This window comes from Amycolatopsis camponoti (assembly GCF_902497555.1).
Taxonomy (GTDB): domain Bacteria; phylum Actinomycetota; class Actinomycetes; order Mycobacteriales; family Pseudonocardiaceae; genus Amycolatopsis; species Amycolatopsis camponoti.
In genome coordinates, this window is record NZ_CABVGP010000002.1 from 2,270,691 (window position 1) to 2,294,929 (window position 24,239).

Sequence of the window (24,239 nt, forward strand, 5' to 3'; positions counted from 1 at the left end):
CCTAGGCTAGGAAAGATCAGCGGCGCCGAACGGGAAGTGAGAACCGTGGCCGACGAACTGACTCGGAAACGCCGGACGGACGCCGAACACAACCGCCGGCACCTCGTCGCGGTCGCGCACACGGCCTTCGCGCGCCACGGCCCGGACCTGCCGGTGCGGGAGATCGCGCGGCGCGCGGGTCTGGCCCCGGCGACCGTCCACCGGCACTTCCCGAGCCGCGCAGACCTCCTCGCCGCCGTGCTCGACGGCCAGGTCGACCGGTGCGAGCGGCAGCTGCGGGCCGCGATGGCCGATCCGGACAGCCGCCGCGCGCTGAGCCGCACGTTCCACCGCTTCGGCGAATGGCAGGCCACGGAGCCGGGACTGACCGGTGTCCTTTCCGGACCGGAGTTCGCCGGCCGGCGCCGCGCGCACGCCGAGGCGTTCGCGCGGCTGGTCGAGCGGGCCCGCGCAGACGGCGTCCTCCGGCCTCGGGTGACGGTCGAGGACGTCCGGCTCGCGCTGACCGCGTTGACATCGGCGCAAACCGGCGAGGCCGCGCGGCGGCTGACCGCGGTGCTGCTCACCGGGCTGCTGACCTGATTGCCCCCATCCGGCCCTGGTGGGCCCGGGACCAGCCGGGCACGATGGAAGTTGCCGGTAAACGACATCAAGGGGGATTTCGTGGACGAGTTCACACGCGCGCTCGAGACGGCGTTCGGAACCGGGCCGGTCGGGACGGCGGAGCTGACGGTCGACCCGCTGGACGGCCGGGCGACGACCGGATCCGGCGGGAACGACCCGGTGCGGCCGTCGGTCAGCCCGTGCCGGCTGGAACCGCCGGTGCTCCCGACGGGGTGCATCTGCCGCGTCGAGCGTCCGGCATCGGTGGCCGCGATCCACGGGTGACCGAACCGCCCCGGCCGCTCGTCGGATTCAAGCGCCACCTGAGTGTCGCGGTGGTGCCCGGCGACGCGGTGTACGTGCTGTCCGAAGACGAGGCCGCCGCCCTGCGCGGTCCGCACCTGGAGTCCCTGGTCCCGTTGCTGGACGGCACCCGGGACTTCACCGCGGTGCACCGCGAGCTGCCCGAGGACGTCCCCGCCGAACAAGCCGCCGGCCTGCTGGCCCGGCTCGCGGAGACACAGGTGGTCGGCCTGCGCTCCGCGGCCGGTTCCGCGGCGGAGCGGCCGGCGCTGGCCTACTGGGACGCCATCGGCGGCGACGGTGAAGCCGCGACGGCCGCCGTCGCGCGCGGCCGGGTCGCGCTGGCCGGTGCGGGTTCCACTCCGGCCGCGGCGGAAGCCTTGCGCGCGTCGGGCCTGACCGTGGTCGAGCGAGCCGAGGACGCGGACCTGTCCGTCGTGCTGTGCCGGGACTACCTCGAGGCCGGTCTGTCCGAAGTGGACGCACGGCAGCGGGCGGCCGGACGGCCCTGGCTGCTCGCCAAGCCGACCGGGTCACGGCTGTCGATCGGCCCGTTCTTCACCCCCGGCGACGGCCCCTGCTGGCACTGCCTGGCCACGCGGCTGTGGGGCAACCGGCCCGCCGAAGCGCACGTCCGGGACACCCTCGGCCTGCCGGGACCGCTTCCGCGCCCGGAGGTCACGCTCGCCCCGCTGGCTGCCCTCGCGGTGAACCTCGTCGCGTTGGAAGCGGTCAAATGGCTGGCCGGGCGGCGAAATCCCGGCCAGTGTGCACTGTGGACGTTCGACAGCGGTGACCTGACCGGGGAACGGCACGAGGTTCGCGCCCGTCCGCAGTGCGCCTCTTGCGGGAACCCGGAGCTGGTGCGTGAGCGGACCCGCCGGCCCGTGCGCCTGGAACCCAGGACGAAGACCGACACCGCGGGCGGCGGGCACCGCGCGGTAGCGCCGGAGCAGGTGCTCGGCACCTACCGGCACCTCGTCAGCCCGCTGACCGGCGTGGTCAAGGAGCTGCGACGCGACACACGCGGTCCGGCCCTGTTCGCCTCCTACCGCTCCGGGCCCAACATCGCGCTGGGCCGTCGTGGCGCCGACCGGTTGCGCACGGCCCTGCGGAGCCAGAACGGCGGCAAGGGCGTCACCCCGGTCCAGGCCGAGGTGGGAGCGCTGTGCGAGGCCCTCGAACGGCACAGCGGTCACTACGACGGCGACGAAGAACGCGTACGGGCCAGCTTCCGTTCGCTGGGCGAAGCGGCGGTGCACCCCGACACCTGCCAGCTGTTCCACGAGCGCCAGTACCCCGGCCGGGTGCGGGCCCGCGAGCGCCACGGCCCGTTCCAGTTCGTCTGCGACCCGTTCGACGACGACGCCGAGCTGGACTGGACGCCGGTGTGGTCGCTCACCCGCGGCGAGCACCGGTTGTTCCCGACCGCGTTGCTGTACTTCGGCGTGCCCGCCGGACCGGGGCCGGTGTCCGTGTTCGCCGACTCCAACGGCAACGCGGCGGGAAGCACGCTCGAAGACGCCGCGCTGCAGGGGATGCTCGAGGTCGTGGAGCGCGACGCCGTCGCGCTGTGGTGGTACAACCGCACCCGCCAGCGGGGCGTCGACCTCGACGCGTTCGGTGATCCGTGGCTCGGCGAGCTTCGCCGCACGTATGCCGGAGTGGGCCGGGACGTCTGGGTGCTGGACGTGACCTCCGACATCGGGATACCCGTGTTCGCCGCGCTGTCCCGGTGCGTCGGCGGGCCGTCCGAGAAGATCATGATGGGCTTCGGTGCGCACCTGGACCCGGCCGTCGCCCTGCGGCGCGCGCTGACCGAGCTGAACCAGATGATGCCCGCCGTCCTCGACGGGTGGGACGGCGGCGACGACCCGGACGCGGCCCGGTGGCTGCGCGAGGCCGCGGTGGCCGAGCAGCGGTACCTCCTCCCCGATCCGGCGCGACGGGCCGTCGGACCGGCGGACCACGGCTACGCGTACTCGGCCGACCTGCTGGCGGATCTGGGACTGGTGCGGGCGAAGATCGAGCGGGCCGGACTGGAGGTGTTCGTGCTCGATCAGACGCGCCCGGACATCGGCCTCCCCGTCGTGAAGGTGCTCGTCCCCGGGATGCGCGGGCTCTGGGCGCGGTTCGCGCCCGGCCGGCTCTACGACGTGCCCGTGCGGCTCGGCCGGCTGGCCGAGCCGCACGGCTACGACGATCTCAACCCGTTCCCGATCTTCCTCTAGCACTGCCCGTCGGCGAGGACCCAGTACCCCGGGGACGTCTCACGCAGGGCGTGCGTGGTGAACGTGTTCCACAGGCCCATGGCCTGGTCGGAGCCGTTCGCGTACGTCTGGCCGCCGCTCTGGTGCGCCCGGCCGGCCTGCGTGTGGGCGTAGTTGCTGGCGTTCACGCAGGTGCCCGACGGCTGGGTGGACGTCGGCGTGGTCGTGGTCGTCGTCGGTGGTGTGGTCGTGGTGCCGCCGGAAGCCAGGCCCCAGAACACGCCCGTGTAGTAGCTGGAGCAGATGCCCGCCAGGAAGTACGCGCCGGTGCTGCCGCACTGCGTCGTGCCGGTGCCCGGGTCGACCGCGGTGCCGTGGCCCATGCCGGCGATCGAGTACAGCTGGACCTTGTCGGCGTAGGTCGTCAACGTCGTGCCGCCGGGCAGGGACTGCGTGCTCGTCGGCGTCTGGGAGACGCCGTGGACCGCGGTCCACTGGTCGCGCAGCTCGGTGCCGTTGACCGGGTAGACCGTGTAGTCGCCGGTGCCCTGCCAGATCGCGACGCGCGGCCACGGCCCGCTGTAGCCCGGGTTCTGCGCTGTCACCTTCGACGCCCACTGTGCGGGTGTCAGGTTCTGGTTGTTCTGCTGGCAGCTCGTCGCCTGCGTGACGCTCGTGGCGCACTGCGCGGGCAGCCCGGCGTCGATGCCACCGCCGGCGAAGACGTCCGGGTACGCGGCCAGCAGGTCCGCCGTCATGCCGCCACCGGCCGACAGGCCCGTCACGAACACGCGGGAGCGGTCCGAGCCGTGGTCGCCGATCGCCTTGTCCACCATGGACTTGACGGACGCGGCCTCGCCGTTGCCCCGGGTGTCGTCGGCCGTGGAGAACCAGTTGAAGCACTTCAGCGAGTTGTTCGCGGTCGACTGCTGCGGGAACACGACCTCGAAGCGCCACCGGTCGGCCAGTTCGGGCCAGCCGGAGTGGGCGTAGTAGTCGGAGGCGCTCTGCGTGCAGCCGTGCAGGGCGACGACCACCGGGCGGCCGGCTTCGAGCCCGGACGGCGTGTAGGTGTACATCGCGAGGGCACCCGGGTTGGCGCCGAAGTTCGCGACCTGGACCAGGGACGACGGTGGCGGGTCGGCGGCGGCCACGCCGACGGTGGTGAGCACGGCGGCGGTGATCGCGGCGAGTCCGGCGAGGGCGAGCTTGCGCATGGGCGAGTCCTTCTCGTCGTTGAGAGGGTTTCCAGCGACGCTAAATCGGCCCGCTGGTTCGGACCATGTGGCCGTCCACCACATCCCCGCGGCGATTCATGGTGACCGGCGGGATGGCTCTCCCCGGGCGCACGCGCTTGGGTTCTGGTGCATCGAGACCGGAGGTGGACCGTGCGCAGATGGCTGGTTGTGGTTCTGGCGGGGGCGCTCGCGGCGGCGCTGCCCGCGTCGGCGTCGGCTTCGGCCGGGAGCTGCCGGGTGGACGTGCCCGGGGCCCAACGTCAGGTCGCCGTGTGCCTGGACGACCTGACGACGACCGGCACGCTCGCGTCCGGGCACACCGTCGAGGCGGACTGGGCCGGGCTGACGTCGGCCGGGCTGCCGACGTACGGCCGGGTGCCCGGCGTCCAGGTCGACGGGTACTTCCCGGACACCTCGACGGCGAACACCAACCACGGCTGGAACCACGACTCGCAGTTCGTGCTGCGCCTGCCCGCGCGGTGGAACGGCGGGCTGGTCGTCTCCGGTTCGCCGGGTGTGCGGCGGCAGTACGCGAACGACCGCGCGATCGGCGACCAGGCCCTGGCCGAGGGCTACGCGTTCGCCGCGACCGACAAGGGCAACACCGGCGCCGCGTTCTACGACGACGGCGTCCGGCCGGGCGACGCGCCGGCCGAGTGGAACACGCGCGTCACGCAGCTGACGCTGGCCGCTCGTTCGGCGGCGGCCCGGCACTACCACCGTCCGGTCACGCGGACGCTGGCCGCCGGGCTGTCCAACGGCGGGTACCTCGTGCGGTGGCAGCTGGAGAACCGGCCGTGGCTCTACGACGGGGGCGTCGACTGGGAGGGGACGCTGTGGCGTGCCGATGGACCGAACTTGCTGACGTTCCTGCCACCGGCTCTGCGCGCGTACCCGGCTTACGCGGCGGGGTCGTCCTCGGCGCACCAGTCCATTTTGGACGCCGGGTTCGCGCCGGGGTCGGAGTTCTTGTGGGACTACCACTACCGCGTCTACTGGGACCTGACCCAGCGGATCTACCGGGAAGAGGTGGATCCCTCGTTCGACGGTGCTCTTTCGGCCGGAACTCCTTTCTGCGCTTCGGGAACGCCGTCGTGTGACGCGGACTACGCGTACGCGTCGCGCCCCGCTTCGGTGACGCGGGCGGTGGAGCGGATCTCGCTGACCGGGCGGATCGGCAAGCCGCTGCTCACGCTGCACGGGACGTTGGACACGCTGCTGCCGATCACGCGGGACTCCGACGTGTACGAGAAGATGATCGATTCCGCGGGACGCGGGTCGCTGCACCGGTACTACCGGGTGGTCGACGGCAACCACGTCGACGGGCTGGCCGACGTCTACCCGGACCGGCTGCGGCCGCTGGGGCCGTGCTTCCGGACGGCGTTCGACGCGCTGGGCGGGTGGCTGCGCGGGGTGCGTCCGCCGGCTTCGGGGACGATCGCGCGGCCGGCCGGCGCGACTCCCGCGGAACTGGCCACCACCTGCTCGCTGGTCAGTCGCCCTTGATCAGGTGGTCGGCCAGGGCCGGGCTGAACGTGCCCGCCGGGATGCCCGTGCCGTAGCCGCAGCTGCCGTCCGAATCGCCCGGAACCTTGATCCACAGCTGCATCTCCGGGCCGCCGCCGAGCTGGGAGGGTGCTCCCAGCTTGCGCGCCGGCGGGTTGCACCACTCCGAGTCCGTCCCGTGGCCGCTCCCGTTGCGGCTGGTGTCCACGACGAACGGCGCCGCGTAGCCCAGGGCCGCGTCGACCGCCTTGCCGTAGGTCGTCGAGTCGGCGGTCGTGTGAAAATTCGACACGTTCAGCACGAACCCGTGGATCGACTGCACGCCCGCCGACTTCAGGCGCGAAGCCATCGTCGGCGCCGGGATCCACGTCGCGTTGCCGCCGTCCAGGTAGGCCCATGTGGTGGGTGCCTTGGCCGCGAACTGCGCCGCCGCGTAGTTCAGCAGGTCGAGGCGGGTCTGGCGGGCGTCGCCGGGGAGGCAGTCGAGCTGGGCGAGCACGTCCGGCTCGATGATCACCACCGCCGGCTTGCCGCCGATGCCGTCGGCGAACGCCGAGATCCAGTCGCGGTAGGCCTCGGGGCTGCCCGCGCCGCCGGTCGACTCGCCGCCGCAGTCGCGGCCCGGGATGTTGTACGCCACGAGCACCGGCAGCTTGTCGGCGACGTCGGCGGCGTAGGTGTACTCGTCGACCGCCGCGCGGACGTCCCCGCTCCAGCTGCCGAACCAGCGGGCGCCCGGCTTGGTCGCGATGGCCGTCCGGATCGGGCCGGCGAGGCTGTCGTCCGGGTGGTCGCGGACCCACGCCGCCGGGTTGGAGCCCGGGTCGACGTAGAAGCCGTTCGTCTTCTCGAGCGGGTTGCCGCCGGCGGCGAGCGCCGGGGACGCGAGCCCGGCGAGCGCCAGCGTCGCGGCCACGAGGATGGTCGGAATACGCATTTCGCGAGTTTGCCGCGGAGGCGTACAGGGAACGTACAAAAAGAAAAGTGAACCGGACGCGGCCGGCGCCCGTACTACTGGGTGAGGGGCCCCGTCGCTGCTACCCTGAAACCGGTTCCCACCTGCGGTTTCACCGTCCGGACGGACCACCCCGTTCGGCCGCTTGCGGGAGCGTTGCCCGTCGTTCATGATGGGGTTCCGGGGTCCGCGAAACATTCGTTCACGTCGAATATCCAGGTGTCGGCCATGCTTCGGAAGAACCGCAAGTCCGGAAGTGAACGCCATGCTGCTACCCGTCGCCGAGGCCTCCTGATGGCCGCGGCCCTGTCCGGTTTCGCCATCATCGCGGGCCTGCTGCTGCCCGCGCTCGCCGCGGCGGCCTGGGCCATCACGCTCGAACGCCGGCCCCGCCGGGCGACCGTCGGCTCGGAGCCGGACCCCGAGCCGGACTGGACCGTCGCCGGGATCCAGGCCCGCCTCCGCTTCGAGCAGGCGGCCCGGCGGTTCGCCGAGGCGGGCACGATCGCGCTGCCGACCCTCCCGATCCCGGAACAGACCGGGCGCGACACGTCCCCGGACCGGCTGCCGTGGCGCGTGCCGCGCACGATCCCGCCGGCCAGTCCGTCCTCGGGCCGCTTCCCGGCGCCCCGGCTGGCGTTCGCGGCCCCGGACGGCGAGCTGATGCGGCGCATCCTCGAGGGCCTGCGCAAGCTGGACTGACTCGCTGTCGATCCGCGGCGTCGCCGTTCGTTCAGGAGGGGAACCACCCCTGGACGAAAGGACACCCGATGCGTTCGATCAGCGTCACCATGAGCGTCACCCTCGACGGCGTCGTGCAGGGCCTCGGCCGGCCCGACGAAGACACCCGCGGCGGCTTCGCCCACGGCGGCTGGGGCAACCGCTACCAGGACGAGGTCATGGCCCGCGAGATGGGCCAGGGCATGAGCCGCCCCGGTGACATGCTCTTCGGGCGGCGGACCTGGGAAGACTTCATCGGCGCCTGGGCCGGGCGCGACGACGGCAACCCCTTCACCACCCACATGAACGCCGTCACCAAGTACGTCGCCTCGACCACCCTCGAGGGGGCCGATGCCTGGCAGAACTCCGTGCTGCTCGCCGGCGACGCCGAGAAGACCGTCGCCGAGCTGAAGAGCCGTCCCGGGAACGACCTGTCCGTCATCGGCAGCGCCTCGCTCGTGCACTCGCTGCACGCCGCCGGCCTGGTCGACCGCTACACGCTGCTGATCCACCCCCTGACGCTCGGCGGCGGCCGGCGCCTGTTCGAGGGGCCGGCGCCGCTGACCGAGTTCACGCTCACCAGCAGCGTCACCACCACGAAGGGCGTGATCATCGCCCGGTACGAGCGTCGCTGAGTGCCGCGGGGGACTCCGCCTCCGGGATCAGCAGCCGGGCCGCGCCGGACCCGTCGGCCGGGACCGACCACACGTCCGCGTGGCCCGGCCCGCGGGGCACGCCGTAGCCGATGGTGCGGTCGTCGAGCCACGCCGGCTGGTCGTCGACGCTGCGGGTCTCGGCCAGCGGCGTCACCTTCGACGTCGCCAGGTCCACGACGGACAGCCGCCAGCCCTTCGCCGGATCGTCGTCCACAGCGGACTTGAACGCCACGCGGGTTCCGTCCGGGGAAAGGGACGGGCATTCGACGTTTTCCCGCAGCGCCCGGATCGTGTGCGCGGCTAAGTCGCCCGCGACGAGGTAGCGGTGCCCGGCCGTCGACATCGTCGCGTAGAAGTGACGGTCGTCGCGGGTGAACGTGACGCCCCAGAAGTTGAGGTCCGCGGCCTGGTACGGCTTCCCGTCGAGCGTCACCGCGTAGTCCTCGAGGGTGCCGGCCAGGTCACCGGTCGCCGTGTCGAGGATGCCGGCGCGGGTGGAGAACATGCCGCCGTTGTAGGAGTCGCCGGTGACGAACACCGTCCACGCGAGCATCCGGCCGCTCGCCGACACCCGCGCCCGGTTCGGCAGCCCGACCAACGGGATCTCCCGGCTCACCGCGAGGCCCGCGTCGAGCACCGCCAGCTGGTAGGTGGTCAGGTCGCCGTCCTGGCGCAGGCAGAGCCCCGTGCCGCCGGCGGCGTACACCCGTGCGCACGACAGCGGCGACACCGTCCGCGGGCCGCCGGGGTCGGTGACGGACACCGTCGCGACGTGGCCGCGGTCGGCGTCGGCGGTGCTGCGGAACAGCAGCCGCGGGCCGGGGGAGAGGCTCACCGCGCCGGTGGCGGCGGTGTTGGCGGCGCCGTGGCTGCGCGCGCTCGCGAACCCGACGTAGGCGACCGCCACCCCCGCCAGCACGAGGACACCGGCGACGGCGATCAGGATCCGGGTTTTCACGCGGCGACCTTCCTGGGGGAGAGCACCACGAACGTCACGGCGATCGCGACCAGCGCCCCGCCCGCGGCGACGCCGACCGCGAGCCCGGCGCCCCAGAACTGCCAGGCCAGTCCGAAGAGGACGGACGAGGCGAAGTACGCAAGCGCTTGCGCCGTCTGGACCAGGGAAATCCCCGTGGTGCGCAACGACTCCGGCAGCAGCGGACCGGCCAGCGCCATCAGGACGCCGTCGGTCGCCGCGTAGAACGCGCCGTACAGCGCGAGCGCCAGCACGAACAGCGGCCAGCCGGACACCGGGCCGGCCAGCAGCAGGTAGACGACCGCGAGCGCGCCGTAGCCGCCGAGCACGACCGGCAGCCGTCCGACGCGGTCGGCCAGTGCGCCCAGCGGCGCGGCCAGCAGCAGGTAGCTCAGGTTGGTGCCGACCGCGAGCAGCGGGAACCAGCCGGTCGCGATGTCCTCCTTGTGCTGCAGCAGGAGGTAGACGAACCCGTCCCCGACCGTCGCGAGCCCGAGCACGCACGCCGCTACGAGCAGGCGCCGGACGCCGCTGCCGCGCAGGAGGGCGGCCGCGGCGCGGGGCGAGACCGTGTTCGCCGCGGCTTTCGGCGTCCGGTGGTCGCGGACGAACAGCACGAGCAGCAGCACGCCGATGGCGGCGATGCAGAAGCTGACGACGAACACCGCGTCGAACGCCTCGGGGTCCGTCGCGCCGACCGCGGCCAGCACGGCGAGCGCGACCAGCGGCCCGGCGAACGCGCCCATGCTGTCCATCGCCCGGTGCACGCCGAAGGCGCGGCCGAGCAGCGGTTCCGGCGCCGAGAGGGTGATCAGCGCGTCGCGCGGCGCCGTCCGCAGGCCCTTGCCGGTGCGGTCGATGGTGATCGCGGCGCCGATCGCGGCCGCCGACGCCCCGGCCGCGAGCAGGCCGAGCTTCGCCACCGCGGACAGCGCGTAGCCCGCCCCGGCGACGACCTTGCGGCGGCGGACCCGGTCGGCGACGTACCCGCCGACGATCCGCAGCAACGCCGTCGCGCCGGTGTAGAGGCCGTCGACCAGGCCGTACGCGGCGGGGCCGAGGTGCAGGCCGAGCACGAGGTAGACCGGCAGGACCGCGGTGACCATCTCCGACGAGACGTCGGTGACCAGGCTGACCGCGCCGAGCGCGAAGACGTTCGCGCCGACCGCCGAGAGCTTGCCCTTCGCGGCGTGCTCTCGGCGGCCGATGGTGGAGAGGTACACGCGGGTTACTGCCAGACGTCGAGGATCGGCGACTTGCTCGCGGCGCCGCCGATGCCCGGCAGGCCGTAGGACGCCTCGATCGTGCGCAGCACGGTGTAGTGGTTGATGGACTCGCTGTAGCTGCCGACCTTGACGTGCGCGCCGGTGAAGCTGGTGAAGATCTGGTTCACCGACGTGCCGCTGTCCTCGTCGAAGGTGGTGATCAGCAGGCTGTTGTGCGTCTTGGCCCACTGGGCGTAGGCGTCGAGGTGGTTCTTCAGCCAGGTGTCGCCGGTGCCGATCGAGCAGTCGTGCATGTCGTTGCACATGTCGGGCGTCACGAAGGCGACGGTCGGCAACTGGGTGAAGTCGGTGGGGAAGCTCGAGTAGCGGACGTTGCTCGCGGCCGGGACGTTGGAGAAGTCGACCCAGCTGTTGTGCTTGCGGCGGTAGGTGCCGCTGGAGCAGCCGGTGTAGCCGTCCGAGGGCATGGCCTCGGAGTAGCCCGTGAAGGTCTTGCCCGCGCCGATCAGCTGCTGGCCGAGGTTGGCCTTGGCGCCGAGGTTGGCCGGGCAGGAGTCGTCGGTGACGCCCTGCGTGGCGCCCGAGAAGAGGGCGACGTAGTTGGGCTGGCTCGGGTGGGTGATCGCGAAGGCGTTGGTGAACTTCGCGCTCTGCGAGGCGAGGGTGTTGAAGTAGGGCGCGCTGGAGCTGCCGTTGATCGACGAGTACTTCTTGTTCTCGAACATCACGAGGACGATGTGGTCGAACGCCGGCACGGCCGAAGCGGTGGGCTTGACCGCGGTCGGCTCGTCCGTTCCGGTGACGACGGCTGCCGTGACGACACCGGCTGTGACCAGGGTGGCGGCGGCGAACGCGGCGAAGATCCGCTTGCGGATCATGGGTCCTCCAACGGTGGCGGGTGAGGGCGCCTCATGGTGCCCACTCCACGAGGCCGGAACGTGGGCGTGTCGTGGTCCGGTTCGTGAACACCAGGAAACCTCCGGCGGACAACGGAAAGAGTGGGTTAATGGCTTTCCGCTGTCAACCTCCTAAGGTAGGTGTCTACTGTGGACAGCCAGGGACTTGACAGGTCGCTCCCAGGTCGTTCAAAGGAACGGCGCCGAGACTCGGTCCCATGGAACCCACCACGACAGGCGGAGCGGCTCGCCGCGAGCACGGCAGGCGCAAGGCCGCGCTGGTCACGGCGACGGTGGCGGTGCTGGGCGCGGCCACCGCCGGCGCGATCGGCTTCGGCCTTTCGACGGCGTCCGCCACCACTTCGACCAGCACTTCCGACTCCACCGGTACCCAGGACCAGCTCCAGTCGTCGGACAGCGGCGTGAGCGCCGGCTCGGGCAGCGCGCACACGGGCTCGGGCGCGTCGTGACCACGGCGGCGAGGACGTTCCCCGCGCTGGGCACGACGGCGTCGGTGGTCGTCACCGACCCGGGGCAGGTGGCGGAGGCGGCTTCGCTCCTGCGGGCGGAAGTCGACGCGATCGACCTGGCGTGCAGCCGGTTCCGCGCGGACTCGGAGATTTCCCGGCTGCACGAGCGGGCCGGGCGTCAGGTCCGGGTCGGGGTGCTGCTGGCGGAGGCGCTGGGAGCGGCGTTGCGCGCGGCTCGGCTGAGCGGGGGATTGGTGGACCCGACGGTCGGGGCCGCGGTGCGGGCACTCGGGTACGACCGGGACTTCGCGCTGGTCGCGGGGGTCGTGAGTGAGAAACAGTGTTCTAACCCTGTTTCCCACTCACGACCTGCCGCGGCAGACCGCTCGACCGCCGGCCTGGTTCCCGCGCCCGGGTGGCATCGCGTGCTCTTCGATCCCGCTCTCCGCCTGGTCGTCCTCCCGCGCGGCGTCCACCTCGACCTCGGCGCCACCGCCAAAGCCCTCACCGCCGATCGGGCCGCGCGCCGGATTCACCTCGCTCTCGGGTGCGGTGTTCTCGTCAACCTCGGTGGTGACCTCCGCGTCGCCGGGCCGGAACCCGCCGGGGGCTGGCAGGTCGCGCTCGGCGACGACCACGCCGACGCCGTCACCCACCCGGCCGCGAGTGTTGCCCTCAACACCGGCGGTCTCGCCACCTCCGGGACCACCCTCCGGCGCTGGCGCCACCGCGGGCGCGCCGTGCACCACATCGTCGACCCGCGCACCGGTGATGCCGCGGAACCGCTGTGGCGCACCGTCACCGTCGTCGCGAAGTCCACTGTGGACGCCAACACCGCGAGCACCGCCGCCATCGTCCTCGGCGCGGAAGCGCCGGCCTGGCTGGAAGAACGACGGCTGCCCGCGCGACTCACGGCCGACGACGGCGACGTCGTCACCACGCCGGGCTGGCCCGCGGAAAGGAAAGCCGCATGAGCTCCGCCGTCTGGTACTTCAGCCGCGCGACCGGCCTCGTGTCGCTCGTGCTCTTCACCGGCGTCGTCGTCCTCGGCGCGCTCGGCGCCGGCCGGTTCGCGACCCCGGCGTGGCCGCGGTTCACCGTCGCCGCCCTGCACCGGAACCTCGCGCTGACCAGCCTCGCCTTCCTCGTCGCGCACATCGCGTCGGCGATCCTCGACGGCTACGTCTCGCTGAGCTGGCTCGACGTCGTCGTCCCGTTCGGCTCGGCCTACCAGCCGCTCTGGGTCGGCTTCGGTGCCGTCGCGATCGATCTGCTGCTCGCGATCGTCGTCACCAGCCTGCTGCGCACGCGCATCCCGCCGCGGGCCTGGCGCGCCGTCCACTGGCTGGCCTATCTCTGCTGGCCGGTCGCGCTGGTGCACGGCTTCGGCATGGCCGAGAACGACGCCGCGTACGGCTGGATCGTCGCCTTCGACGTGCTCTGCGTGCTGGCCGTCCTCGGCGCCGTCGCCTTCCGCGCGACCCGCCACGACGCCGACACCGCGACCCGCAAGCTTTCGCCGCTCGGAGGTACCCGATGACCATCCTGCCGCCCCACCGCCTCGACCTGGCCGGCCACCGGCGCCGCACCGGCGTCGTGCCGTGGGTCGCCTACCACGGTGACGACGGCCGCGACCGGCTGATCGAAGCGGTCGCCGCCGCGGACCTGCGCGGCCGCGGCGGCGCGGGCTTCCCGACCGCGGTCAAGCTGCGCTCGGCCCGGAAACCGCGCTCGGTCGTCGTCGCGAACGGCTGCGAAGGCGACCCGCTCAGCCACAAGGACGCCGCCCTGCTGACGTTGTCCCCGCACCTGGTGCTGGACGGCCTGCAGCTCGCCGCGCACGCCGTCGGCGCGGGCGAAGCCATCCTTTGCGTGCACGCCGGGAGCCCGGTGCTGCCGAGCGTCTTCGCGGCGCTCGCCGAACGCGACGATCTTGTGCCGGTGCGCGTCGAGGAGATCCCGCGCCGGTACGTCGCCAGCGAGGAGACCGCGCTCGTGCACCACCTGACGTCCGGGGACGCGCGGCCGCTCGGCAAGTCGCCGCGGCCCGGAGAACGCGGGGTGCGCGGCCGTCCGACGCTCGTGGACAACGTCGAAACGCTGGCCCAGCTGGCTTTGGTGATCCTGCTGGGCCCGCAGCACTACCGCGCGGCGCGGGCCGAGCTGGTCACCGTGACCGGCGCGGTCCGGCGGCCCGGGGTCGTGGAGACGCCGCCCGGCGCGTCGCTCGCGGCGGTGCTCGCCACGGCGGGCGGCGAGGCCGAGCCGGTCCAAGCGGTGCTGGCCGGCGGCTACGGCGGGAACTGGACGTCGGACCTGACGGCCGGCGTGTCCGGGATTCCGGCGGTGTACGCGCTTCCGGCCCGGGCGTGCGGGCTCGAGTACACCGCGAAGGTGCTGGCGTTCCTGGCGGCGGAGTCGGCCCGGCAGTGCGGGCCGTGCATGTTCGGCCTCCCGGCGATCGCGGCGGACTTCGCGGAGCTGGTGCGTGGCGGCCCGTCGACGGCCCGGCTCGCGCGTCGTCTCCCGTTGCTCACCGGCCGCGGGGCCTGCGCGCACCCGGACGGCGCGGCCCGGCTCGCGACGAGCGCGTTGCGGGTGTTCGGCGCCGATGTGGCGGCGCACGCGGCCGGTGGCCGGTGCCGGGTCCCGGAGCGTGTGGCGTGAAGGTGACGGTGGACCCGATCGGGTGCCGCGCGCACGGGCTGTGCGCGGACCTGCTGCCGGAGGTCGTGCGTTTGGACGAGTGGGGCTACCCGATCGTGGCGTCCGGCCCGGTGCCGCCGGGGCTGGTGGCGGAGGCCCGGCGCGCGGCGGCCGCGTGCCCGGCGCTGGCGTTGCGGCTGCGGAAGGACTGAGCGGCGAGGGAAATCCGGTCGTCGCGTCGCGGGCGGGCCGTTAACCTCGCGGGTATGAAGCTCCACGACCGGATCCGCGGTGCCCGGCTGATCGGCGTGCTGACCGGCGCCGGGATCTCCACGGCGTCCGGCATTCCCGACTACCGCGGGCCCGACGGCGTCTGGACGCGCTCACCGGATGCGGTGAACGCTTTCACGCTCGAGAACTTCATGGCCGATGCCGCTGTGCGCCGCGAGTTCTGGCGCGGCTACGCCGGGCACGCCGCGTGGCGAGCCGAGCCGAACGCGGCTCATCGCGCCCTCGCGGAGCTGGACGGTTCGGGGGCCGCGGTCCGCGTGCTCACCCAGAACGTCGACGGCCTGCACCAGAAAGCCGGCCTCGCCGCGCGGAAAGTCCTCGAGCTGCACGGAACCATGCACATGACGCGGTGCACGTCCTGCCCGCTGCGGGTGCCGACCACCGAGGTGCTGGAGCGCGGCGAGGAAGAACCGCGGTGCCCGGAGTGCGGCGGCGTTCTCCAGCTCGACATCATCCTTTTCGGACAGAAGCTGGACGGCGAGGTTCTCGGGCGGGCACGCCACGTCGCCGCGGCCGCCGAGGTCTTCCTGGCCATCGGCAGCTCGCTGCAGGTGGAGCCGGCCGCGTCGCTGTGCGCGATCGCGGTGCAGGCCCGGGCGACGCTGGTGATCGTCAACCACCAGCCGACACCGTACGACGAGGACGCTGATTTCGTGCTGCGCGGTGACATCGAGACGGTGGTCCCGGAACTCTGCGCGGCGATCAGCGCTTAGGGCGGTGGTCATGCGGGTCCCGCCCGCCCGCGGCGTGGCTGCTGCCCGGGGTGATCAGCCGGCCTGGATGGCGTCGACCAGCAGGCGCACGACCTCGTCGCCGCCGATCGTCCACTTCTCCTTGGCCAGGTGGCCGCTGAGCTCCAGTCCGGCGATGCCGTGCGCGCTCGACATCAGCAGCGCGCCGTAGCGGCGGGCGTCGGACTCGCCGACCACGTCGGCCACGAGGGTGAGGAACTCGTTCTCCACACGGGTGGCGGCCGCGGCGGCCACCGGGTCGCCGCCCACCGGGGTGCTGAACATCAGCGCGTACAGGTGCGGCTGACGGCGGCCGACCCCGATCAGGGCCAGCAGGCCGCGCTTGAGCCGGGCGGCCGGCGTCGCGTCGAGGTCGGCCCGGAGCTGCTGCACCTCGTCCGCCACCGAGTTCCATGCGTCGATGGCGAGCGCGGTCAGCAGGTGCTGCTTGTCCTCGAAGTGCCCGTACGGCGCGCCGCGTGAGACGCCCGCGCGAGCCCCGACCGCGCGGAGCGTCACCGCTTCGGGGCCGCCCTCGTCGAGCAGTTCGGACGCGGCTCGCACGAGGGCGCTCCGGGTCGCGGCGGCGGTTTCGGCTCGCGTCACCATGGCGCCCAGCATAGTTGACAGTGTCATATGAACTACGCATAGTGGTTCATATGACACTGTCACATAAAAACGAGACCATGGTCGTCACCGGCGCCTCGACCGGCATGGGCGCCGCGACCGCCCGTCAGCTGGCCGCCCGCGGCTACCACGTGCTCGCCGGCGTCCGCCGCGAAGCCGACGGCGACGCGATCCGGGCCGCCGGCGTCGAGCCGGTGATCCTCGACATCACGCGACCCGAGCACGTCGAGGCCCTCGTCGAGCGCGTCACCGCCGACGCGGACCGACGCCCGCTGCGCGCCCTCGTCAACAACGCGGGCATCTCGGTCAACGCGCCGGTCGAAACGCTTCCCCTGGACGAATGGCGGCGGCTGTTCGACGTCAACCTGTTCGGGCACATCGCCGTCACCCAGGCGCTGCTGCCCTTCCTGCACCGCAGCCGCGGCCGGATCGTGAACATCAGCTCGGTCGGCGGGAAGGTCGCGATGGCCACGTACGGGCCGTACGCGGGGACGAAGTTCGCGCTCGAAGCGGTCAGCGATTCGCTTCGCCGAGAACTCGCCCCGCACGGCGTGCAGGTCGTGGTCGTCGAGCCCGGTGCGGTGCGGACCGAGATGGGCGACCGCGGCGCCGCCACCGCCACCGGTCTCGCCGAGAAGATGAGTCCCGAACACCGGCAGCGGTACGGCGGGCTCGTCCACGCCGTCGTCGCGCATTCGCAGCGCTTCACCCGGGCGGGCCTGCCGGCGGAGAAGGCCGGAGCCGTCATCGTCGAGGCCGCCACCGCGAGGCGCCCGCGCACGCGCTACACGATCGGCCGGGACGCCGCGTTCCTGACCCGCCTCACGCGCGTCCTGCCCGACCGGATCCTCGACCGGGTGACCGCGGCGACGCTCCGGCCGTACCTGCCGTAGCTCAGCTTTCGTCGAACGGGCCGCCGGCACCCCGGGAAACCGGCCCGCTCAGGCCGGCGCGAGCGGGACCGTCGTCAGCAGGTTCTGTGCCGCGACGCTCGCGCCGTCCGCGCGCACCTGCCCCGCGAACGCCCGCGCCCGCGTCGCCACCTCGGGCCGCAGCGCGACGTCGAGTGCCGACGTCAGCGCTTCAGCCGTCGGCACGCCCGGCTCGGTCGCCGCGCCGAGCCCCAGGTCGCGGACCCGGCCGGCGAAGTAGTGCTGGTCGTACATCTGCGGCACGACCACCTGCGGCGCGCCCGCGCGGGCCGCCGTCGTCGCCGTGCCCGCGCCGCCGTGGTGGACGACGGCCGCCACGCGCCGGAACAGGGCCTGCTGGTTGATCTCGCCGATGCCGAGGCAGTCCGGCTCGTCGCCGGCGACGAGGTCCGCCCACCCCCGGGCGACGACCGCCCGCCGTCCGTGTGCCCGGGCCGCGGCGAGCGCGGCCACGGCGACCTCGCCCGGCGCGCGCATGCTGCCGAACCCGAAGTACACCGGCGGCTCGCCGGCGTCGAGGAACTCGAGCAGCTCGTCCGGCAGCGACCGCTCGTCCGGCCAGATCCAGGCCCCCGTCCGGACGACCCGCGGATCGCCCGGCTCGGGCCACGGCGCGAGGGCGGCATCGGCGGCGAGCCACGGCCGGTCACCGAAGACGTGGCTCGGCAGGTCGTCGACCGGGTCCTGCCCGGCCGCCACCCGGTATTCGTTGACCTTGCCGCCGAAAAAGGCGTTCCAGCGCCGCGCGTCTTCGTCCCAAAGGGCGCGGTTTCCCGCTTTTCCGGGCGTCCGCCAGGGCATCGGCGGCGGCGCGTGCGAATCGGACGGCAAGGTGATGGGGCAGAAGCTCGCGTAGACGTAGGCGGCGCCGGTCCGTTCGGCGATCGAGCGGGTGGCGAACTGCAGGGCACCGCAGGCGACGAGGACATCGCACCCCTCGGCGGCGACGGTGATCGTCTCGAACTGGGTGGTGACGGTGTCCTCGGTGGACTTCCGGATCTGTTCCAGCGTCGGCTTTCCGCGGTGGTTCGACGCGGTCCCCCGCAGTTCGGGACCGATCGGCACGACGTCGAAACCCAGGTCCTCGAGCCACTCCCGGAAATCGGGCGGCACGCACAGGCGGACGTCCTGCCCGAGCGCTCTCAGCTCCGAGGCCAGTGCCAGCACCGGCTGCACTTCGCCCCGCGAGCCGATCGTGGACAGCAGCACACGCATGAAGGAATCCCCTCGGCAGGAAAAGGTGAGCCCGAATTGTGGACCCGCACCCGGGTCTTGCCACAAGCCCCGGGGTCCGCTATATCTTGGAATGGGGAGAGGGAAACTTTCAGCGCTTCGTCACGTCTTCGGCCCAGGTGAACGGATCCCGTGGGCGGCCGTACGTGGTGATCCACACCGCTCCGTCTCGACGTCGAGCCGTGACGCTCTCAGCCTGCGGCCGCCCGGAGGCGTGACGTAACCTTTTACGAAGAACCCGGACCGGTGGGAAAAACCCGGTCGGCAGGAGGTCGGGATGACACTTCGCAGCGTTCTCCTGGAAGACGAGGTCATCCTGACCGTCGACGGACTCTTCGACGGCGGCCTGGCCCCCGCGTACCACCAAGCGGTCGAAGACGCCTACGCCGCCGGAGTCCGCCGCCTGGTGGTGGACCTGACGATGGCCACGGCGGTCGACGGCGGTGGAGCGGCGGTCCTGGCCGCGACGGCGGCCGGTTGCGCGGCGCGCGGCACCCACCTGATCATCGCGATGCCGGGCGGCGTCGAGGCGGAGATCCGGGACCCGGCGCAGGTCAGGCTGCTGTTGCGCAGCTTCGAACCCTGGCAGGACGCCGGCTGAGGCCCTCAGCGCACCCGGACCGTCAGCCGGAACCGGCTCAGCTCGCTCCCCGGCTCCCACGGGCGGGCGTGGCGCGCCACCAGCGTCGTCTCGCCCGGGGCGTCCGCGTGCAGGACGAAGCGGTGCTCACCGGTGCCGCCGGCCCGGTCCGTCGCCGGGTGGAGAGTCTCCTCGACCACCCGCAGCGGCGGCTCCGGACCGTCCAGCACCCACTGGTAGCCGGTGCCCGCGTTCTCGGGCAACCGCAGCTCCAGCCGCTCGCCGGGCGCGACGTCGGCCGCCGCGCCGTCGGCTTCGAGTGTCAGCACCTTCACCAGAGGTAGATCTCGTGGATCAGCCCGTCGGTGGCCTCGGGATACGTGATCGAACCGGCCAGCCGTCCCGACGAGGCGAGGGCCAGCAGGGCTTCGTGCACGCTGTCGCTGTTCGTCGCGAGGCGCTTCCAGCCGATGCCGTCGACGTAGGCGTACCCGTTGCGGTCGGCGTTGTTCGTCCAGAGCGCGAGCACCTTCTTGGTCGACTGCCAGGCCGCGGCGGTCGTGGCCTGGGCGGCGGCCTGCGGCGCGCCCGGCGGGCTGAGCACCGGGGCGGCGCTCGGCTCGGTGGTCACGGTCGTCGTCGCGGCGTTCAGCTGGTCGAGGCTGAGGGGCTGGGGAGCGTTGTCCGGGCTGGCGGTCGGCGCCACCGCCGCGGGCGCGCTGGACGGGCTCTTCGATGCGGCCATCTCACGGCTCCTAGAAGACGTAGGTCTCGATGATCGTGCCGTTGTTGTTGAACGCGTTGACCGGACGGCCACCCTGCTTCGCGGTGACGAGCTCGGTGAGCATCGCCTTGTTGATCACTTCGTCGTCCGAAGCGAGGTGGAGCCAGCCCAGGTCCTTGAGGTAGGCCCACGTGTTGCGGTCCTGGTCGTTGCTCCACAGGCCCAGCACCGACGTCGTGCCGGTCCACGAGCGCAGGTTCACCGCGCCGACCTGCTCGACCTGCCAGGTCTCGATGCCGCACTCGCCGTAGCCGATCCGGAAGAAACCGCCATCGCCCCAGCTGGTGTTCCAGCTGTTCTTCGCGATCCAGCAGCCCTGGGCGTCGTCGTAGCCGACCAGCGTGACGCAGTGGCCGCCGGCGAGCGCGCCGGTGACGTGGCGGTACACGCCCGTCTGGTAGGAGAAGAAGTCCTGGTAGACGAGGAAGCACGCGATCAGCGCGCCGCAGGCGGCCAGCTTCTCCTTCATCGCCGCCGGGTCGCCGGTCAGCGCGGCGTAGGACGGCGTGGTCGCGAGCCGGTTCGGCCAGTCGGCGTTCAGCTTCGCGCCGGAGCGGTTGCGGGCGCTGTACGGGAAGTAGTCCTCGTAGGTGATGCCGACGTCGTGGCAGGCCTTCAGCGCCCGGTCGGGCATCCAGCCGGTGTCGCAAGTCGCGTTGTCGTTCGCGCCGTGGGTGTAGAACAAGTGCGCCTCGGACAGGTCGAGCTTCAGGCCCGGCTGCCCGCGGGTGAACGCGGCGACCGTCTCCATCGTGGCCACCGTGCCGAACGAGACGCACGAGCCGCAGTCGCCCTGATCCTTGATCGGTGTGACGTAATTGGCGCCGCCCGCGTTGCGGCTGTCGAACTGAGCGGGGGCGCCGGCCCCGGAAACGGCGGTCGCACGGGCGGCTTCGCCCGCGGCGAGGGACTTCGCTCGCGACTCCAGGTCCCGCCGGTCGCTCTCCGGCGGCAGGGGCACACCCAGGCGGTGCCGGCGCTGCTCTTCTTCGAGGATGGTCATGGAGTTCTCGCCCATGACCCAGGGATGGCCTTGTGCGGCCAGTTCGGTGCGGACCCGGTCGAGCTCGACCGGCGACGCGGGGGTACCGGGATCGGCCATGGTGACTCCCTGATTCGGACGCCTCATGCGGCGCTTCGGTGACCGTGCCCGACCGTTGTACTCTCGCGCCGGTCGAGGTCACCAGAGTCGTCATCCCTTTGCCGAGGAGCAGTTTTGTGGCGCGGGGAAAAGATCTTTTCCGGTCAGGAGATCTCGATGCTCTCGCCGATTTCGGCAGGCGTTTCCCGCGTCAGTTCTTCGGCGAAGATGGTGTCGATCTTCCGGGCCGCGGTCCGCAGTTTCACGGCACCGGCGACGAGCAGCAGGAGCGCGGCGACGGGGACGACGAGCAGCACCGGCGGCCAGTCGGCCCCGACGACAGCACCGGTGGAGATCGCCGCGCACAAGAGGAAGAGCGTCCTGACGGCCATGCGCGGCCACGCGGAGCGGGGCTTGGCGTGCCGCCCGCGCGGTGTTCCGAAAACCGGCCGCACGAGGGCAGCGTGGACACTCATCAAGACCTCCGGAAAGTCGTCGAGCCGGCCGGAAGGGGATTCCCGGCGGTGGTGCCCGTGGCCGGAACGCGGCCGGTGCGGACACGTGGTGTGTGTCGGGCCGCAACGGGTTCCGGTTACCGGTCGTTATTGCTTCGAGTCCGAATTCGGGGAAACAATTCGAGACGGCTTACGTTCTATTGCGAATGGGTGTCCGACGCTAGGGCCGTTGGGCCCGGATCGGCCCGGCCGCTGGTCCTAGTCGTGGCCGAGGCCCTTGCCTTTCCCCTTGCCGGTGCCGTGGGATCCGGGGTTCGGCGGTTTGCCGGGTTTCGTGGTCTTCGAGGGGCTTTCGTGGGTGACGGCGGCGGGTTCGAGCGCGGCGGTCTCGGTGGCGCCGGGACGCGGATCCGGAGTCCCGGACCCGGCGAGCGGCGCCTGGGCCGGAGCGACGGAACTGGGCGCGGGCGGCTGGGCCGGCGTCGTGGGCGCGGTCCCGGGCTCCTGAGCGGAGAGCAGCATGGCGGAGACGGCGGCAACGGCCGCGGCGGTAAGCCCGGCGGCCGCGGTGAACCGGCGGCGCTGGGCCGGGAGGCTCGCCGGAGAGAGCCCGACGGCGGCGAGGATTTTTCGGGGTCCGGTGGGGGCGGTTCGGTGGGGGATGCCGGTGTCGGCCACGGTGGGGTCGAAGGGGCCGAGACGGCCGGAGCGGTCTGACCTGGGGTCGCGTCGGCCGGGGTTGTCCGCGGCGAGGTCGGTCGCGGTGGGTTCGAGCGGGCTGTGGCCACTCACGCCGGTGCCGGGTCGGCTTGGGTGGCTTGGCGCGGCGTCGAGTGGGCTGGGGTTGTTCGCGGCGAGGTTGCTCGCGGTGGGTTCGAGCGGGCTGTGGCCACTCACGCCGGTGCCGGGTCGGCTTGGGTGGCTTGGCGCGGCGTCGAGTGGGCTGGGGTTGATCGCGGCGAGGTCGCCCGAGGTGGGTTCGAGCGAGCCGTGGCCGCCGGTGCCTGGGCCCAGGTTGCCTGCCGCAGCACCGAGCGAACCGGACTCGCCGATCCGCCCGCCGTCATCCGCCGCGCCACGACCTCCGACCGCACCTGACCGGCCACGCCCCCTGCGGTCGGCCGGGGCCGCTCGGTGCCATCTCCGCAGCACCCCCGCCGCGGCGGAGCGTCCCGTCGTCCAAGGCGGTGCCGGGGTGTGCAGCAGCTGCCGGACCTCCGCCGCCGTCGGGCGGTCGGCCGGTTCGCGGTGCGTCATCCGGCGGATCGTGTGGGCCAGCGATGGGGGCAGTCCCTCCGGGATTCGCGGCGGCCTCGTCAGCCTCGCCATCGCCGCCTCGATCATCGTGCCCGGGTACTCGCGCCGGCCCGTCAAGCATTCCAGCAGGATCAGCCCCAGCGCGTACACGTCCGCCGGCGGGCCCGCCGGCTCGCCGCCGACCTGCTCGGGGGCCAGGTACGCCGCCGTTCCCGGGACCACGCCCGTTCCCGTGATGTGCGTCGTGTCGAGGGCGTGCGCTATCCCGAAGTCACCGATCAGCGGGCCGTGCGCGGACAGGAACACGTTGGCGGGCTTCAGATCCCGGTGCACCACCCGCCGCGCGTGCACGTGGGCCAGCGCGTCGGTGAGCCCGTCCGCCAGTGCCGTCACCTCGGCCGCGGGCATCGGTCCGCCCAGGAGCCGCTCCGCCAGGTTCTCCCCCTCGACCAGCTGCATCACCAGGTACGTCCGGCCGTGCGTGGCACCGCTGTCGAGCAGCGCCACCACGCCCGGGTGGGTGATGCTGCCCTGGATGCTCATCTCGCGCAGCCGGCGGCGCTGGTCCAGCGCGACCACTTCGCGGTCGTAGATCTTGACCGCGACTTCCCGCGCGAGCCGCACGTCGTAGGCGCGGTACACGCGCGCCGTGCCGCCGCTGCCGATCAGCCGGCCGACCTCGTAGCGTCCGGCCAGCAGCTCCGGCGGACGGTCGGGAAGAGAGCGTGGGTGGAGGGCGAACTCGCCGAGAGCGAAACGAGCACACGTGACGTCGTCCGCGTCGCTCATCGGCGCGTTCCCCGTTCCACCGGCGTCGTCGGCCACGGCCGCCATGTACCCCGAACGCGTGGCCGGCAAACGTCAGAAGATCACGCGAAAGCGTCCACACCGGTCAGCTCCGCCGACAGCGTCCACAGGCGACGGGCCTCGTCGCGGTCCACGGCGTACCGGCGGACGCCCGATTCGGTCATGCCCACGGCGTCCACGGGCGACAGCTCGGCGACGTCGCAGTCCTCGAGGTACAGCCCGCCGAGCCCGGCCAGCTGCGGCGACGTCGCCGCCCAGACCGTGGTCGCCGCGCCCTGCTCCGGGGTCTTGAACTGCACGAGGTAGTTCCCGGCCTCGTCGATCCAGCCGCGTTCGATCTTCTCGGCCTCCGACAGGTGCCGCTGCAGCGGCGTCATGATGCCGCCGGGGTGCAGCGCGAACGCGTGGACGCCGCGGGAAGCGCCCAGCTCGTCGAGCCGGACGGCGAAGAGCACGTTGGCCGTCTTGGCCTGCCCGTAGGCCGTCCACTTGTCGTAGCCACGGGTGAACTGGACGTCGTCCCAGCGGATGGGGGAGTAGTGGTGGCCGCGCGAGGACAGCGAGACGACGCGGGCACCCTCGGCGACGGCCGGCCACAGCCGGTTGACCAGCGCGAAGTGACCGAGGTGGTTGGTGGCGAACTGGGCTTCCCAGCCCGGGCCGACGCGCGTTTCGGGGCAGGCCATCACGCCCGCGTTGGCGATGAGGAGGTCGATCGACCGCCCGGTGGCCAGGAACCGGTCCGCGAAGTCGCGGACGCTGTCGAGATCGCCCAGGTCCAGGCGGTCGACCTCGACGCCGGCACGGTCGAGGACGACCTCGGGGCGGCGGGCCGGGATGACGACGTGGGCGCCGGCGCCGACGAGCGCGCGGGTGGTTTCGAGGCCGATCCCGGAGTAGCCGCCGGTGACGACGGCGAGCTTCCCGGTGAGGTCGGTGCCCGCGATGGCCTCGGCGGCCGTGGTGGTGGCGCCGAAGCCCGATCCGATCTTGTGCTGTGCGGTGCTCATGTCCCGACCGTAAGAGCTGGAGCGCACTCCAGCGCAAGTCGCGCGG

27 protein-coding genes are annotated in these 24,239 nt (G+C 72.6%); 14 read left to right on the forward strand and 13 right to left on the reverse strand.

Annotation, left to right across the window (positions count from 1 at the left end):
* Positions 1-45: 45 nt before the first annotated feature.
* The 3 genes from AA23TX_RS30975 (at position 46) to AA23TX_RS30985 (ending at position 3,137) form a co-directional block, all read left to right on the forward strand.
* On the forward strand, positions 46-582 hold the full coding sequence (locus AA23TX_RS30975) for a TetR/AcrR family transcriptional regulator (protein WP_196425599.1): 537 nt from the start codon (positions 46-48) through the stop codon (positions 580-582).
* 81 nt (positions 583-663) lie between these two features.
* Positions 664-888, forward strand: coding sequence for a hypothetical protein (locus AA23TX_RS30980; protein WP_155546299.1), 225 nt, complete (start codon positions 664-666; stop codon positions 886-888).
* Positions 885-3,137 carry a TOMM precursor leader peptide-binding protein gene (locus tag AA23TX_RS30985; protein ID WP_155546300.1) on the forward strand — a complete coding sequence of 751 codons (2,253 nt, stop codon included), beginning with the start codon at positions 885-887 and terminating at the stop codon, positions 3,135-3,137. Before AA23TX_RS30980 ends, AA23TX_RS30985 begins: the two co-directional genes overlap by 4 nt.
* Here the strand turns inward: AA23TX_RS30985 and AA23TX_RS30990 are convergent.
* Positions 3,134-4,333, reverse strand: coding sequence for an extracellular catalytic domain type 1 short-chain-length polyhydroxyalkanoate depolymerase (locus AA23TX_RS30990; protein ID WP_155546301.1), 1,200 nt, complete (start codon positions 4,331-4,333; stop codon positions 3,134-3,136). The genes AA23TX_RS30985 and AA23TX_RS30990 overlap by 4 nt on opposite strands.
* Before the next feature lie 189 nt (positions 4,334-4,522).
* On the opposite strand from AA23TX_RS30990, the gene AA23TX_RS30995 reads away from it, so the two are divergent.
* Positions 4,523-5,860, forward strand: coding sequence for a 3-hydroxybutyrate oligomer hydrolase family protein (locus AA23TX_RS30995; protein ID WP_155547422.1), 1,338 nt, complete (start codon positions 4,523-4,525; stop codon positions 5,858-5,860).
* Here the strand turns inward: AA23TX_RS30995 and AA23TX_RS31000 are convergent.
* Positions 5,847-6,797, reverse strand: coding sequence for a glycoside hydrolase family 6 protein (locus AA23TX_RS31000; RefSeq protein ID WP_155546302.1), 951 nt, complete (start codon positions 6,795-6,797; stop codon positions 5,847-5,849). The genes AA23TX_RS30995 and AA23TX_RS31000 overlap by 14 nt on opposite strands.
* A 312-nt stretch (positions 6,798-7,109) precedes the next feature.
* Here AA23TX_RS31000 and AA23TX_RS31005 point away from each other — a divergent pair, with 312 nt between their 5' ends.
* Both AA23TX_RS31005 and AA23TX_RS31010 read left to right on the forward strand, forming a co-directional pair.
* Complete coding sequence (locus tag AA23TX_RS31005) at positions 7,110-7,517, forward strand: hypothetical protein (protein ID WP_155546303.1); 408 nt, start codon at positions 7,110-7,112, stop codon at positions 7,515-7,517.
* A gap of 68 nt (positions 7,518-7,585) precedes the next feature.
* Positions 7,586-8,170, forward strand: coding sequence for a dihydrofolate reductase family protein (locus AA23TX_RS31010; protein ID WP_155546304.1), 585 nt, complete (start codon positions 7,586-7,588; stop codon positions 8,168-8,170).
* Here AA23TX_RS31010 and AA23TX_RS31015 read toward each other — a convergent pair.
* Genes AA23TX_RS31015 through AA23TX_RS31025 form a run of 3 tightly spaced genes read right to left on the reverse strand, consistent with a single transcriptional unit; the run spans position 8,145 to position 11,271 of the window.
* A complete protein-coding gene (locus tag AA23TX_RS31015) occupies positions 8,145-9,149 on the reverse strand; it encodes a TolB family protein (protein WP_155546305.1) in 1,005 nt (334 codons plus the stop codon). The genes AA23TX_RS31010 and AA23TX_RS31015 overlap by 26 nt on opposite strands.
* Positions 9,146-10,390 (reverse strand): MFS transporter, encoded by a 1,245-nt coding sequence (locus AA23TX_RS31020; RefSeq protein WP_196425600.1) that lies wholly within the window; start codon positions 10,388-10,390, stop codon positions 9,146-9,148. The genes AA23TX_RS31015 and AA23TX_RS31020 overlap by 4 nt, the downstream gene beginning before the upstream one ends.
* 5 nt (positions 10,391-10,395) lie before the next feature.
* Complete coding sequence (locus AA23TX_RS31025) at positions 10,396-11,271, reverse strand: alkaline phosphatase family protein (protein ID WP_155546306.1); 876 nt, start codon at positions 11,269-11,271, stop codon at positions 10,396-10,398.
* Positions 11,272-11,507: 236 nt separating this feature from the next.
* Between AA23TX_RS31025 and AA23TX_RS31030 the strand changes: the two genes are divergently transcribed.
* Genes AA23TX_RS31030 through AA23TX_RS31055 form a run of 6 tightly spaced genes read left to right on the forward strand, consistent with a single transcriptional unit; the run spans position 11,508 to position 15,409 of the window.
* Positions 11,508-11,759, forward strand: coding sequence for a hypothetical protein (locus AA23TX_RS31030; RefSeq protein ID WP_155546307.1), 252 nt, complete (start codon positions 11,508-11,510; stop codon positions 11,757-11,759).
* Entirely contained in the window at positions 11,756-12,733 is a 978-nt protein-coding gene (locus AA23TX_RS31035) for an FAD:protein FMN transferase (protein ID WP_155546308.1), read from the forward strand. The genes AA23TX_RS31030 and AA23TX_RS31035 overlap by 4 nt, the downstream gene beginning before the upstream one ends.
* Positions 12,730-13,299, forward strand: a complete 570-nt coding sequence (locus tag AA23TX_RS31040) for a ferric reductase-like transmembrane domain-containing protein (protein ID WP_155546309.1) — start codon at positions 12,730-12,732, stop codon at positions 13,297-13,299. The genes AA23TX_RS31035 and AA23TX_RS31040 overlap by 4 nt, the downstream gene beginning before the upstream one ends.
* On the forward strand, positions 13,296-14,426 hold the full coding sequence (locus AA23TX_RS31045) for an NADH-ubiquinone oxidoreductase-F iron-sulfur binding region domain-containing protein (RefSeq protein WP_155546310.1): 1,131 nt from the start codon (positions 13,296-13,298) through the stop codon (positions 14,424-14,426). The genes AA23TX_RS31040 and AA23TX_RS31045 overlap by 4 nt, the downstream gene beginning before the upstream one ends.
* On the forward strand, positions 14,423-14,617 hold the full coding sequence (locus AA23TX_RS31050) for a ferredoxin (protein ID WP_230862774.1): 195 nt from the start codon (positions 14,423-14,425) through the stop codon (positions 14,615-14,617). Before AA23TX_RS31045 ends, AA23TX_RS31050 begins: the two co-directional genes overlap by 4 nt.
* Positions 14,618-14,671: 54 nt before the next feature.
* Positions 14,672-15,409: an SIR2 family NAD-dependent protein deacylase gene (locus AA23TX_RS31055; protein ID WP_155546312.1), complete on the forward strand. Its 738-nt coding sequence runs from the start codon at positions 14,672-14,674 to the stop codon at positions 15,407-15,409.
* Positions 15,410-15,463: 54 nt separating this feature from the next.
* Here the strand turns inward: AA23TX_RS31055 and AA23TX_RS31060 are convergent, their stop codons facing one another.
* Entirely contained in the window at positions 15,464-16,036 is a 573-nt protein-coding gene (locus AA23TX_RS31060) for a TetR/AcrR family transcriptional regulator (RefSeq protein ID WP_196425601.1), read from the reverse strand.
* Positions 16,037-16,086: 50 nt separating this feature from the next.
* Between AA23TX_RS31060 and AA23TX_RS31065 the strand changes: the two genes are divergently transcribed.
* Positions 16,087-16,947, forward strand: a complete 861-nt coding sequence (locus AA23TX_RS31065; RefSeq protein WP_155546313.1) for an SDR family oxidoreductase — start codon at positions 16,087-16,089, stop codon at positions 16,945-16,947.
* 48 nt (positions 16,948-16,995) lie between these two features.
* On the opposite strand, the gene AA23TX_RS31070 is transcribed toward AA23TX_RS31065, so the two are convergent.
* The gene (locus tag AA23TX_RS31070; RefSeq protein WP_155546314.1) at positions 16,996-18,201 is read right to left on the reverse strand and encodes a glycosyltransferase; all 1,206 of its coding nucleotides are present in this window, start codon (positions 18,199-18,201) and stop codon (positions 16,996-16,998) included.
* A gap of 295 nt (positions 18,202-18,496) precedes the next feature.
* On the opposite strand from AA23TX_RS31070, the gene AA23TX_RS31075 reads away from it, so the two are divergent.
* Positions 18,497-18,820 (forward strand): STAS domain-containing protein, encoded by a 324-nt coding sequence (locus AA23TX_RS31075; protein ID WP_155546315.1) that lies wholly within the window; start codon positions 18,497-18,499, stop codon positions 18,818-18,820.
* A gap of 5 nt (positions 18,821-18,825) precedes the next feature.
* Here the strand turns inward: AA23TX_RS31075 and AA23TX_RS49695 are convergent, their stop codons facing one another.
* From AA23TX_RS49695 to AA23TX_RS31100, 6 genes are all read right to left on the reverse strand, one after another.
* On the reverse strand, positions 18,826-19,134 hold the full coding sequence (locus AA23TX_RS49695) for a protease inhibitor I42 family protein (RefSeq protein WP_196425602.1): 309 nt from the start codon (positions 19,132-19,134) through the stop codon (positions 18,826-18,828).
* Complete coding sequence (locus AA23TX_RS49700; protein ID WP_196425603.1) at positions 19,131-19,544, reverse strand: hypothetical protein; 414 nt, start codon at positions 19,542-19,544, stop codon at positions 19,131-19,133. The genes AA23TX_RS49695 and AA23TX_RS49700 overlap by 4 nt, the downstream gene beginning before the upstream one ends.
* A 10-nt stretch (positions 19,545-19,554) precedes the next feature.
* Positions 19,555-20,685, reverse strand: a complete 1,131-nt coding sequence (locus AA23TX_RS31085; protein WP_155546317.1) for a C1 family peptidase — start codon at positions 20,683-20,685, stop codon at positions 19,555-19,557.
* 143 nt (positions 20,686-20,828) lie between these two features.
* Positions 20,829-21,056 (reverse strand): hypothetical protein, encoded by a 228-nt coding sequence (locus AA23TX_RS31090; RefSeq protein WP_230862775.1) that lies wholly within the window; start codon positions 21,054-21,056, stop codon positions 20,829-20,831.
* Positions 21,057-21,377: 321 nt separating this feature from the next.
* Positions 21,378-23,165: a serine/threonine-protein kinase gene (locus AA23TX_RS31095; protein WP_155546319.1), complete on the reverse strand. Its 1,788-nt coding sequence runs from the start codon at positions 23,163-23,165 to the stop codon at positions 21,378-21,380.
* A gap of 80 nt (positions 23,166-23,245) precedes the next feature.
* Positions 23,246-24,193 carry an SDR family NAD(P)-dependent oxidoreductase gene (locus AA23TX_RS31100; protein ID WP_155546320.1) on the reverse strand — a complete coding sequence of 316 codons (948 nt, stop codon included), beginning with the start codon at positions 24,191-24,193 and terminating at the stop codon, positions 23,246-23,248.
* Positions 24,194-24,239: the final 46 nt, after the last annotated feature.

What these genes read in the sequence shown, in the direction of transcription:
- AA23TX_RS31085 (WP_155546317.1), bottom strand. Translation starts at nt 20,685, where the DNA reads ATGGCCGATCCCGGTACCCCCGCGTCGCCGGTCGAGCTCGACCGGGTC.
- AA23TX_RS31005 (WP_155546303.1), top strand. Translation starts at nt 7,110, where the DNA reads ATGGCCGCGGCCCTGTCCGGTTTCGCCATCATCGCGGGCCTGCTGCTG.
- AA23TX_RS31090 (WP_230862775.1), bottom strand. Translation starts at nt 21,056, where the DNA reads ATGGCCGTCAGGACGCTCTTCCTCTTGTGCGCGGCGATCTCCACCGGT.
- AA23TX_RS31040 (WP_155546309.1), top strand. Translation starts at nt 12,730, where the DNA reads ATGAGCTCCGCCGTCTGGTACTTCAGCCGCGCGACCGGCCTCGTGTCG.
- AA23TX_RS31045 (WP_155546310.1), top strand. Translation starts at nt 13,296, where the DNA reads ATGACCATCCTGCCGCCCCACCGCCTCGACCTGGCCGGCCACCGGCGC.
- AA23TX_RS31070 (WP_155546314.1), bottom strand. Translation starts at nt 18,201, where the DNA reads ATGCGTGTGCTGCTGTCCACGATCGGCTCGCGGGGCGAAGTGCAGCCG.
- AA23TX_RS31025 (WP_155546306.1), bottom strand. Translation starts at nt 11,271, where the DNA reads ATGATCCGCAAGCGGATCTTCGCCGCGTTCGCCGCCGCCACCCTGGTC.
- AA23TX_RS31000 (WP_155546302.1), bottom strand. Translation starts at nt 6,797, where the DNA reads ATGCGTATTCCGACCATCCTCGTGGCCGCGACGCTGGCGCTCGCCGGG.
- AA23TX_RS31055 (WP_155546312.1), top strand. Translation starts at nt 14,672, where the DNA reads ATGAAGCTCCACGACCGGATCCGCGGTGCCCGGCTGATCGGCGTGCTG.
- AA23TX_RS31095 (WP_155546319.1), bottom strand. Translation starts at nt 23,165, where the DNA reads ATGAGCGACGCGGACGACGTCACGTGTGCTCGTTTCGCTCTCGGCGAG.
- AA23TX_RS31100 (WP_155546320.1), bottom strand. Translation starts at nt 24,193, where the DNA reads ATGAGCACCGCACAGCACAAGATCGGATCGGGCTTCGGCGCCACCACC.
- AA23TX_RS30990 (WP_155546301.1), bottom strand. Translation starts at nt 4,333, where the DNA reads ATGCGCAAGCTCGCCCTCGCCGGACTCGCCGCGATCACCGCCGCCGTG.
- AA23TX_RS31030 (WP_155546307.1), top strand. Translation starts at nt 11,508, where the DNA reads ATGGAACCCACCACGACAGGCGGAGCGGCTCGCCGCGAGCACGGCAGG.
- AA23TX_RS31065 (WP_155546313.1), top strand. Translation starts at nt 16,087, where the DNA reads ATGACACTGTCACATAAAAACGAGACCATGGTCGTCACCGGCGCCTCG.
- AA23TX_RS31060 (WP_196425601.1), bottom strand. Translation starts at nt 16,036, where the DNA reads ATGGTGACGCGAGCCGAAACCGCCGCCGCGACCCGGAGCGCCCTCGTG.
- AA23TX_RS31010 (WP_155546304.1), top strand. Translation starts at nt 7,586, where the DNA reads ATGCGTTCGATCAGCGTCACCATGAGCGTCACCCTCGACGGCGTCGTG.
- AA23TX_RS49700 (WP_196425603.1), bottom strand. Translation starts at nt 19,544, where the DNA reads ATGGCCGCATCGAAGAGCCCGTCCAGCGCGCCCGCGGCGGTGGCGCCG.
- AA23TX_RS31075 (WP_155546315.1), top strand. Translation starts at nt 18,497, where the DNA reads ATGACACTTCGCAGCGTTCTCCTGGAAGACGAGGTCATCCTGACCGTC.